The sequence below is a fragment of the Phenylobacterium sp. genome, from assembly GCF_037968635.1.
Lineage (GTDB): Bacteria > Pseudomonadota > Alphaproteobacteria > Caulobacterales > Caulobacteraceae > Phenylobacterium.
In genome coordinates this window covers 1-9,933 of the sequence record NZ_JBBKVV010000020.1, presented here as the reverse complement: position 1 = coordinate 9,933, position 9,933 = coordinate 1, and the positions used below count along the sequence as shown (strand labels likewise).

General features: G+C 68.2%; 11 protein-coding genes and 1 pseudogene. 6 read left to right on the top strand and 6 right to left on the bottom strand.

What is annotated here, in order from left to right; all coding sequences use genetic code 11:
* The 4 genes and pseudogenes from AAC997_RS02365 to AAC997_RS02350 all read left to right on the top strand — a co-directional run.
* A pseudogene (locus tag AAC997_RS02365) lies at positions 1–553 on the top strand (carboxypeptidase); the annotation flags it as partial.
* 60 nt (positions 554–613) lie between these two features.
* Entirely contained in the window at positions 614–1,753 is a 1,140-nt protein-coding gene (locus AAC997_RS02360) for a lipase family protein (protein ID WP_340644096.1), read from the top strand.
* A gap of 74 nt (positions 1,754–1,827) precedes the next feature.
* On the top strand, positions 1,828–2,250 hold the full coding sequence (locus tag AAC997_RS02355) for a hypothetical protein (protein WP_340644095.1): 423 nt from the start codon (positions 1,828–1,830) through the stop codon (positions 2,248–2,250).
* Complete coding sequence (locus tag AAC997_RS02350) at positions 2,247–2,852, top strand: hypothetical protein (protein ID WP_340644094.1); 606 nt, start codon at positions 2,247–2,249, stop codon at positions 2,850–2,852. The genes AAC997_RS02355 and AAC997_RS02350 overlap by 4 nt, the downstream gene beginning before the upstream one ends.
* Here AAC997_RS02350 and AAC997_RS02345 read toward each other — a convergent pair.
* Entirely contained in the window at positions 2,849–3,205 is a 357-nt protein-coding gene (locus tag AAC997_RS02345) for a DUF1428 family protein (protein ID WP_340644093.1), read from the bottom strand. The two genes, AAC997_RS02350 and AAC997_RS02345, sit on opposite strands and share 4 nt — an antisense overlap.
* Positions 3,206–3,443: 238 nt before the next feature.
* Here AAC997_RS02345 and AAC997_RS02340 point away from each other — a divergent pair, with 238 nt between their 5' ends.
* Positions 3,444–5,540, top strand: a complete 2,097-nt coding sequence (locus AAC997_RS02340; RefSeq protein ID WP_340644092.1) for a catalase — start codon at positions 3,444–3,446, stop codon at positions 5,538–5,540.
* 59 nt (positions 5,541–5,599) lie between these two features.
* Here AAC997_RS02340 and AAC997_RS02335 read toward each other — a convergent pair whose 3' ends face one another.
* The 5 genes from AAC997_RS02335 to AAC997_RS02315 form a co-directional block, all read right to left on the bottom strand.
* Entirely contained in the window at positions 5,600–6,724 is a 1,125-nt protein-coding gene (locus AAC997_RS02335) for a serine hydrolase domain-containing protein (RefSeq protein WP_340644091.1), read from the bottom strand.
* Between the two features lie 75 nt (positions 6,725–6,799).
* Positions 6,800–7,111, bottom strand: a complete 312-nt coding sequence (locus AAC997_RS02330; protein ID WP_340644090.1) for a type II toxin-antitoxin system RelE/ParE family toxin — start codon at positions 7,109–7,111, stop codon at positions 6,800–6,802.
* Positions 7,112–7,113: 2 nt separating this feature from the next.
* The gene (locus AAC997_RS02325) at positions 7,114–7,377 is read right to left on the bottom strand and encodes a type II toxin-antitoxin system ParD family antitoxin (protein ID WP_340644089.1); all 264 of its coding nucleotides are present in this window, start codon (positions 7,375–7,377) and stop codon (positions 7,114–7,116) included.
* Between the two features lie 62 nt (positions 7,378–7,439).
* Positions 7,440–8,156 carry an RlmE family RNA methyltransferase gene (locus AAC997_RS02320; RefSeq protein ID WP_340644088.1) on the bottom strand — a complete coding sequence of 239 codons (717 nt, stop codon included), beginning with the start codon at positions 8,154–8,156 and terminating at the stop codon, positions 7,440–7,442.
* Positions 8,153–9,277, bottom strand: coding sequence for a Ppx/GppA phosphatase family protein (locus AAC997_RS02315; protein ID WP_340644087.1), 1,125 nt, complete (start codon positions 9,275–9,277; stop codon positions 8,153–8,155). The genes AAC997_RS02320 and AAC997_RS02315 overlap by 4 nt, the downstream gene beginning before the upstream one ends.
* A 228-nt stretch (positions 9,278–9,505) precedes the next feature.
* Here AAC997_RS02315 and hspQ point away from each other — a divergent pair, with 228 nt between their 5' ends.
* Positions 9,506–9,892 carry a heat shock protein HspQ gene (gene hspQ, locus AAC997_RS02310; protein ID WP_340644086.1) on the top strand — a complete coding sequence of 129 codons (387 nt, stop codon included), beginning with the start codon at positions 9,506–9,508 and terminating at the stop codon, positions 9,890–9,892.
* Positions 9,893–9,933: the final 41 nt, after the last annotated feature.

The window sequence follows — 9,933 nt, the reverse complement described above, 5'->3', positions numbered from 1 at the left end:
GATCCTCAAGCGACCGACCGCCTACTGGATCCCGGCATATCGCTCGGACCTGATCGAGCGGCTGCGGCTGCAGGGGGTCGAGATGGAGACCCTGAGCGCGCCACGCACCGTGTCGGTCGAGATGCTGCGCCTCATCGACCCCAAACTGGCCACGCGCGCCAATGAGGGCCACGTTCAGGCCAGCGTCACCGACGTCACCGCCGAACGCCGCGACCAGACCTTCCCCGCCGGATCGGTGCGGGTCCCGACCGACCAGCCTCTGGGCGACATCGTCATCCTGCTTCTGGAGCCGCAGTCCAGCGAGAGCTTCTTCGCCTGGGGCATGATCCCTGAGGTGCTGACCCGGGTGGAATATATCGAGGCCTACGCCATCGCCCCTCTGGCCGACGCGATGCTGGCGGCAGACGCGGGGTTGCGGGCCGAGTTCGCGGCGAAGCTCGCCTCCGACCCGAAGTTCGCGGCGAGCGCCGGGGCGCGGCTCTCGTGGTTTTACAAAAGAACGCCGTTCTACGACGACCGCTATCTGCTCTATCCTATCGCGAGAGACCTGTAGGGCGCGCCAGCCGTGCGCCCGGGATGACGGGGCGGAGCAGGCATGGTTGGGGGAAAGCCGATGGGCGCAGCGTGGACCATCGGGCTGGTGCTGGCCGCCGCCCTGCTGCTGGCCGGCTGCATGAGACCCCCGGCCCTGACCGCCCCAGCCGGTGCGACCCTGACGCCGCTGCGGACGATCTCCAAGCTCGAGGCTCGCGTGCTGTTGCGGCTTTCCGGGGTGAAGGGGATGCCGCTCGCCCATGCGGTGAACCTCTATCGGATGGAATATGCCGACGCGCGCGGCGGGCGGCTGAGCGGGTTGCTGGCCCTCCCACGCGGGGTGGCGCCGGGACGGGTGGTGAGCTTCCAGCACGGGACGGCGACGACGCGCAGCGCCGTGCCGTCAAAGCCCGACGGGACGGGGCTGGCCGCCGCCATCCTGTTCGCGGGGAACGGCTACACCCTGGTGGCGCCGGACTATCCGGGGATGGGGATCTCGCCGGGCAAGCACCCCTACTATGTCGCCGAGGTGATCGGTCCGGCGGTGGCGGGCCTGATCACCGCCGCCCAGGAGGTCGAGGGGGTCCCGGACACCCCGGTGTTCCTGTCGGGGTTCTCCGAGGGCGGCTGGGCCAGCCTGGCGGGGCTGGGCGTGCTGGAGGCGCAGGGGACGCCGGTGCTGGGCTCGGCCCAGGTGGCCGGCGCCTATGATCTGAGGCGGGTGTCCTTGCCCGCGGCGATGAAGGGTGGGGCGGCGTCGCATTCGCTCTACCTGGCCTATGCGGCGTGGGGACAGGCGGCGCACTATGGCCACCGACTGGACAGCGTCCTGACCCCGGAGAGCGCGGCGCTGGCGGAACGGCTGTTCGCCGGGGCCAAGCCGAAGGAGATTCTCGCCAGCCTGCCCGCCCAGCCCCGGGCGATGTTCAACGCCGACTTCCTGCGGGCCTTCGACACCGACGGGTCGCACTGGATGCTGGAGAGCTTCGCCGCCAACAGCCTGACCCATATGACCCCCCGCGCGCCGCTGCGGCTGTACTACGGATCGGCGGACGCCGACGTGGTTCCCGCCGAGGCCCTGCGCGCCGCCGAGGCGATGGGTGCGCGCGGCGCGGCGGTCACCGCCGTCGATGTGGGACCGGTGGGACACGACGCCTCCATGCTGGCCGCGGCGCCGGGCATCCTGGCCTGGTTGCGCGAACTGGAAGCCGCGCCCTGAGGCTGACCGCATTTTTCGCCAGTGCCCTTGGCCTCGACCGTCTGCGACGCTGGGGCTTCGAAAGGGGAGACACCATGCGGCGGATCATCGTCACAGCCTCGGCGCTGAGCCTTCTGGCCAGCGGCGCGGCGGCCCAGAGCGGGGCGCCGAGCCAGCCCTGGGACCTGAGGAAGGCCCAGGCCTTCTCCAACATGTGCCTGTCGCAGGAGACCGGCGATGCGCGCGGAATGCGGGTGTTCATCCAGGCGCCGGGCGCCAGGCCGCTGATCGTGACCCAGGTGGCCGAGGGCGCGCCGCTGCCGCCCCAGGCCGCCACAGCCGCCAAGGTGACGGGGACGGCGGTGAGCTTCACGACGGCCGGCGGCGAGGTGTTCCGTGGGACCCTGTCGGACAAGGCCCTGACGCTCTCCAGCAAGCGGCTGCCCAGGCTGCTCCTGCATCGGCGCGGTGACGCCAAGGGCTTCCCGGTCTGCACCGGCGCGGAGGGACTGGCGTGATCCGCGCCCTGCTCGCCGCCGCCGCCCTGCTCGCGGCCAGCGCAGCCCAGGCCCAGGTTCCGGCCCAGCCCAAGCCGCCCGGCGCCCGTTATGTGGACTATGCCAGGGACCTGCATTGGGTCGTGGACCCCTTGAGCAAGTGCGCCATCTACAACACCCGGCCCGATCCGGCGCTGACCGTGCGTTGGGCCGGGGCTTGCGTGAACGGCATGGCCGAGGGCAAGGGGATCGTCGTCTATTCCCGCAGCAACCGCTTCGCCGCCAAGTACGACGGCGCGATGAGCGGCGGGGCGCGCCACGGACGCGGGGTCTATTACGCGGCCAATTTCGACCAGCTGTCGGTCAACTGGAAGGACGGCCTGGCCGAGGGGCTGGGCGAGTGGACCTATGGCGACAAGTCGTATTTGAGGGCCAGGTTCTATCGCGGCGAGGCGCGCGGCGATGTCCTCTACCGCCAGGGGGACTGGGATTATAACGGGCCCCTCAACGACGTAGGTGAGGTGACGTCCCGGGGCGGGTCGCCACGCCCGGCCCGGCTGGCCTATGTCCCGTTCCAGCAGCCGAGGCTGCAGAACCCCGACGGATCTCCGTTCAGCTTCTAAGCCTCGAGGAAGGGCTGGAAGCCGCCGAAGATCATCCGCTTGCCATCGAAGGGGGTGTTGGACGGGTCGTAGCCGTTCATGCGCGGGTCGGCCATGACCTTGGCGTTGATCTCGTCGCGCTTCTCACGGCTCTCGTAGACGATCCAGGAGAAGATCACGACCTCGTCGTCGCTGGCCTGGACGGCGCGCGGGAACGAGGTCAGCTCGCCATAGGGCACGTCGTCGCCGATGCATTCGACATAGGCGAGCGCGCCCAGTTCCTTCCAGACCTCGGCGCCAAGGCGGGCCATCTTCTTGTAGTCCTCGATCTTGTCCTTGGGGACCGCGAGGATGAAACCGTCGACATAGGACATGGGAAGCTCCTGTGTTGTTGCCCGATCCTAGGACGCACCAGGACGGCGCAATCCGACAGGCACCATAACAGTCTCTCCGGCATTTCCGTCGCGTCGACAGGGCTCGACCGCCGCAAACCCTTGTGGGGCCTTGTGTCGGCCCCCTGACAGAGGGGGTTTTTCTGCGTCCGGCCCGTCACCAATCGACGCGCGCCGCGTTGGGACCGCAACCCCACCGCCCTCGATCAGGATACTCGACATGCCCAAGCCCAAAGACGCACCCGCGAGCGCCGAAATCTCCCATGTCGGAAGCGGCGGCGAACTGCATCAGACCGCCAGCGCGCCTGAAGCACGGATCACCACCAATTTCGGCGTGCCGATAAGCGATGATCAGAACTCGCTCAAGGCCGGGGCCCGAGGTCCCAGCCTGCTGGAGGACTTCATCCTGCGGGAGAAGATCCAGCACTTCGACCATGAGCGCATCCCCGAGCGCATCGTTCACGCCCGCGGGTCGGCGGCGCACGGCTATTTCGAGCTGACGGAGTCGCTGGCGAAATACACCCGCGCCAAGATCTTGACCGAAGTGGGGGTGAAGACCGAGCTGTTCACCCGCTTCTCCACCGTGGCCGGCGGCGCGGGGTCGGTGGACACGCCGCGCGACGTGCGCGGCTTCGCCGTCAAGTTCTACACCAAGGAGGGCAACTGGGACCTGGTGGGCAACAACATGCCGGTGTTCTTCATCCAGGACGCCATCAAATTTCCTGATCTCATTCACGCGGTGAAGATGGAGGCCGACCGCGGCTATCCGCAGGCGGCCAGCGCCCACGACACCTTCTGGGACTTCATCGGCCTGATGCCGGAGAGCACACACATGGTGATGTGGGCGATGTCGGACCGCGCCATTCCGCGCAGCCTGCGGATGATGGAGGGCTTCGGGGTCAACACCTTCCGGCTGCTGAACGACAAGGACGAGGCGACCTTCGTGAAGTTCCACTGGCGGCCGAAGCTGGGGACCCAGTCCACCTGCTGGGACGAGGCGGTGAAGATCGCCGGCGCCGATCCGGACTATCACCGCCGTGACCTTTTCGAGGCCATCGACACCGGCGCCTTCCCCGAGTGGGAGTTCGGCGTGCAGCTTCTGTCGCAGGCGCAGGCCGACGCCCTGCCCTTCGACATCCTGGACGCCACCAAGCTGATCCCCGAGGAACTGTTCCCGATCAAGGTGGTCGGGCGGATGGTGCTGGACCGCAACGTCGACAACTTCTTCGCCGAGACCGAGCAGGCCGCGTTCCTGCCCACCAATATGCCCCCCGGGATCGATGTGTCGGACGACCCGCTGCTGCAGGGGCGGCTGTTCTCCTACCAGGACACCCAGCTGTCGCGGCTGGGCTCGGTGAACTTCCACCAGCTGCCCATCAACCAGGCGAAGGGTTGCCCCTTCCAGAACTTCCAGCGCGACGGCCACATGCAGACGCAAGTCCCCGTCGGCCGCGCCAACTACGAGCCCAACAGCCTGGCCGACGCTGGTGAGCCCGGCGGTCCGCGCGAGGACCCGAAGGGCGGCTTCCGCACGGCGGCGGCGGCCGACAGCGGGCCGAAGGCGCGGCTGCGGGCCGAGACCTTCGCCGACCACTACAGCCATGCGCGGCTGTTCTATGCCTCGCAGACGCAGATCGAGCAGGCCCACCTGGCCAGCGCCCTGGTGTTCGAGCTGTCCAAGTGCAGCTTCGAGCATGTGCGGCTGCGCATGCTCTCCAACCTGCAGAACGTCGACGCCGACCTCGCCAAGCGGGTGGCGGCGGGCCTGGCCATGGACCTCCCGGCCAAGGCCGACGCGGCGGTGAAGCCCATCGACATGGCCCCGTCGCCGGCTCTGCGCATCGTCGGCAAGTATCCCGAGACCCTGATGGGCCGCGCGGTGGGCATCCTGGTCACCGATGGCGCGGATGGCGCGGTGATCAATGCGGTGAAGAAGGCGGCCCTGGCCGAGGGCGCCAGCGTCAAGATCATCGCCCCCAAGATCGGTGGCGTGACCCTGAAGGACGGCGAGAAGCTGCCGGTCGACGGCCAGTTGGCCGGCACGCCCTCGGTGCTGTTCGACGCTGTGGCGCTTGTGCTTTCCAACGATGGCTGCGCCGACCTGCTGAAGGAGAGCGCGGCGGTGGACTTCGTGGCCAACGCCTTCGTGCATCTGAAGGCGATCGGCTTCACGGCGGAATCCCAGCCCCTGCTGGACAAGGCCAACGTCGAGCCGGACGCCGGGATCGTGGACCTGGCCAAGGGCGCCGACGGTTTCCTCCCACCGGCCCGCACCCGCCAGTGGGACCGTGAGCCGAAGGTGCGCATGTTGGCTTAGAGGCGACGCCCCACGTCATCCCCGATCGCCTGTCGGCGTCCGGGATGACGGGGGTTGGACTACCCCATCGCCATCATCAGGCCGAAGGCGCGCATGTCGCCGGTGGTGGTGGGGGCCATCTTGTTCATGGCGTAGGCGACCGTGGTGCGAGCGTCCATGTCGATGATGATCAGCGAGCCGCCATAGCCGCCCCAATAGATGGAGTTGGGGTTGCGCATGGGGACCGTGGCGCTGGGCAGGCCAAAGCCCATACCGAAGCGGGCCGGGCCGCCGAGGATCAGGTCGGTTCCCTCCACCTGCAGCTCCAGGGCCTTGCGACAGCCGGCCTCGGACATGAAGCGCTTGCCCTTGGCGACGCCGCCATTGGCCAGGATCGTGTGGATCTCGGCCACCGAGCGGGCGTTGCCCGTGCCGCCCGCCGCGGGGATCTCCGCGCCGCGCCAGGCCCGCGTGCGGGTGGCGAGCGGGTCGATGCCCGGATTGCGCGACATGTTGGCGACAAGCTCGGACTGCTCCCCGTCGGCGATGCCGGCGCCGGCGGGCGGCGGGATCAGGTCGGCGACGCGGGCGTCTTCGCTGGCCGGCAGACCGATGTGGAAGTCGGCGCCCAGGGGCTCGGCGATCTCCTGGCGGAAGACCGTGCCCAGAGACTTGCCGGTGATGCGGCGGACCACCTCTCCCACCAGATAGCCCTGGGTCAGGGCGTGATAGCCCGGCGCCGAGCCTGGCTGCCAATAGGGCGCCTGGGCGGCCAGCAGGGCCGTGGCCTTGTCCCAGTCGTAGAGGTCCTCGACGGTGATGGGTTCCTTCCAGCCCGAGAGGCCGGCTGCGTGGCTCATCAGGTGGCTGACCTTGACCTCGGCCTTCCCGTTGGCCGCGAACTCCGGCCAGTACCTGGCCACCGGGGCGGCGAAGTCGAGTTCACCCCGGTCGGCCAGCAGCAGGGCGGTGAGCGCCGTCATGGTCTTGGTGGTGGAGTAGACGTTGACGATGGTGTCCTTCTCCCAGGGCCGGGTCCTGGCCTCGTCGGCCCAGCCGCCCCAGAGGTCGACCACGGTCTCGCCGTCGGCCGTGGCGCAGAAGGAGGCGCCCACATCGGCGCCGGAGGCCAGGTTGGCCTGGAAGGCGTCGCGCACCTTGGAATACTTGTCGACCGTGAAGCCACCCACCGAACCGTCAGCCATTGTCGCCTCCCCTTGTTATTTGGGGGGAGCTTAGCTTCTCAGGCCGATTGCGAAAGGCCGTTGGGCGCAGGATGGTCATCTGCCGTCATCGCGAAGGGCGGCGTCAAAATCCTGCCCACCATAGAATATCCTGACAATCTGGACTTCGCCGCCACTCACACGGAATGCAATTGTAGCGCGGCGCTCAAAGCCTACGGTCCGCAGGCCAGGAGCCAGGTCATCGCGGCGCGCTCCGCGTTCGGGAAACGTGGTCAGGGACCGGCAAAACTGCTCTATCCGGTCGATGTAGCTTCCCGCCACGGCCGCGCTGGCCTCGTCAGCTATGTAGTCAAAGAGGTTTAGAAGATCGTCCAGCGCCGCCGGGCGAAAGGCGATCTGGCCCGTCACGTCTAGGAGGCGCTTCGCTTTGTGGCATGGGCGCGAACGCGGGCGAAGGCGTCGTCGATGGGTATATCCGCGCGAGAGTCGGCGAGCGACTGTTCGACCTTGCGCCGCATCCAGTCGTCGAGAGCGGTTTCCTCACGATCCAGGGCGCGGAGACCGGCCCGCAGCACTTCACTGGCCGAGGCGTAGCGGCCGGAGCGCACACGGGCGTCCACGACATCCTGAAGCTCTCCCAGGGTGACGGTGACAGGACGGCTGGAGCGGGGCACGGCGATCTCCTCGAATCGCGACAAAGTATGACACTGTCATTCAGGCAGCAAGCCGCGCCACCCTATTTCCGTCCCTTGAACCCCGTGGCCACAAGGTAGGTCTCAGAGGAGTCCGCGCGGCTGGCCTTGGGCTTCATGTTCTTCACGTCGGTGAAGTGATGCTTGAGGCTGGCGATGACGAGCGAAGTCTCGCCGCCTTGGAAGGCCTTGGCGATGAAGGAGCCGCCAGGCTTGAGCACGCTGATGGCGAAGTCCACGCCGATCTCGATCAGGCCCATGATCCGCAGGTGGTCGGTCTTGCGGTGGCCGACGGTGTTGGGGGCCATGTCCGACAGCACCACGTCGGGCGGCCCGCCCAGCATCTGGATCAGCAGGGGGCCGCAGGCGGGGTCGGTGAAGTCCATCTCGATGATCTGGGCCGGCGAGATCGGATCGACCGGCAGCAGATCGACACCGACGATATTGGTGACGCCGCGTTCGACGGCGACCTGGGTCCAGCCGCCGGGGGCCGCGCCCAGGTCGATGACGCGGATCCCCGGCTTGAGCACATGCAGGCGGTCATCAAGCTCGGTGAGCTTGTAGGCCGCACGGGAGCGGTAGCCGTGGGCTCGGGCCTTCGCGGCGAAAGGATCGTTCACCTGGCGCGACAGCCAGGCCTGGGAGGACGGGGTCCGCATCTTGGCGGTCTTCAAGCGCGCGGGCTTGCCGCGGCCTTCTTCGGTGCCGCCCATGGGCGGCTTGACCATGCGCTTGCGGGCCGGGGGGAGTTCGTCGGTCATTCGGCGGCCTGGGGCATGGGTTTGCCGCGACGGCCGCGGCGGCGTTTGCGGCGGCGTCCGCCACCGCTCTCGGACATCAGGGACATCAGGATGCCCTCGCGCAGGCCGCGGTCGGCGACGCGGACGCGGCTGCAGGGCCAGAGCTCCTGCACCGCCTGGAGGATGGCGGCGCCGGCCAGGACCAGGTCGGAGCGGTCGGGGCCGATGCAGGGCTGATCGGCCCGTTGCTGGGCGGTGAGGCCCAGCAGCAGGTCGGCGGCGGCCTCGCACTCTGCCCGGGTCATCCAGATGCCGTCGACGCGCGAGCGGTCGTAGCGCGGCAGGCGCAGGTGCATGCCGGCCAGGCTGGTGATGGCGCCCGAGGTGCCGATCAGGTGGGCGCGGTCCTCGTCGAAGATCGGCCGCAGCGGGTCGGCGTGACGGAAGGCGGCGAGGTCGAGCTTCACCCGGTCCACCATGGCGCGGAACCAGGCCTCGGTGGGCTCCTCGCCCTCCGGGAACTGCTCGGCCAGGGTGACGACGCCGATGGGGATGGAGAGCCAGGCCTTGATGGGCAGTTTCGAAGCCACGAAGGTGCTGAGTTCGCCCCCCAGGCCCTCGCCCTTCAAGTCCACCCAGGAGAGCTCCGTGGAGCCGCCACCCACGTCCACCACCAGGGCGGCGTCGGCGGTGCGGTCCAGCAGGTTGAGGCAACCGGCCACGGAGAGCTGAGCCTCTTCCCGGGGCGCGATGATCTGCAGCCGCAGGCCGGTCTCCTCGAAGACGCGGTCGATGAATTCCTGGCCGTTCTCGGCCATGCGGCAGGCCTGGGTGGCGATGGCCTTCAGCTTCACGACGCGGCGGCGTCGGACCTTCTCGGCGCTGATCTTCAGGGCGCCCATGGCGCGTTCCATGGCGGCTTCCGACAGCCGGCCACTGGCGCTGAGCCCCTCGCCCAGGCGGACAATTCGCGAATAGGCCTCCACGACCCGGAAGCTCTTGCCGGACGGCGTGGCGATCAGAAGCCTGCAGTTGTTGGTCCCGAGATCGAGGGCGCCATAGCAGGGCGCATCCCCCCCAGAGCCTTCCCGGCCATGCTTCACGGCGCCGGGCGTGGGCGCGCTTCTGGCCTGATCGCTCATTCCGGCGCCAGGCAAGCGCGTAAAATTAGAGGGCGAAACACGCATCGCGTGTTTCTGCGAGCCTCAGACATGGACCAACCTTAAGTCCTTCGCAGTCGCCGGTACGGGCGCCTCGTTTCAAGGCGACTGTAGCAAGACCATTCGCCTGCCGGAAGGCGCGCTCTTGAACACGGACGCGTGAGCGTTACGTTCACCTCCCAGTTAGGTACGACGGTGTAGATTCTGTTCATGGACGCTCGACTCGAAAAGCCAAACGCTGGCCACCTGCCCAACCCCGCGGCGATCGCGGACGTGCGGCTGGCCAAGTTCGCCATCGGCGATGTCGTGAAGCACCGCGTTTTCGCGTTCCGCGGCGTGATCTTCGACGTCGACCCCACCTTCGCCAATACCGAGGAGTGGTGGCAGTCGATCCCGGAGCACATCCGGCCGCGCAAGGACCAGCCGTTCTACCACCTGCTGGCCGAGAACGATGACAACTCCTATGTCGCCTACGTCTCCGAGCAGAACCTGCTGCCCGACGAAAGCGGAGAGCCCGTGGGCCATCCGCAGGCCCCGCTGATCTTCGAATCCTTCGCCGAGGGCCACTACACCCTGCGCCCGCGCATCAGCCACTAGGCCCAACCTGAGCCCTCCCCCTCGATGGGGGAGGGTTGGGT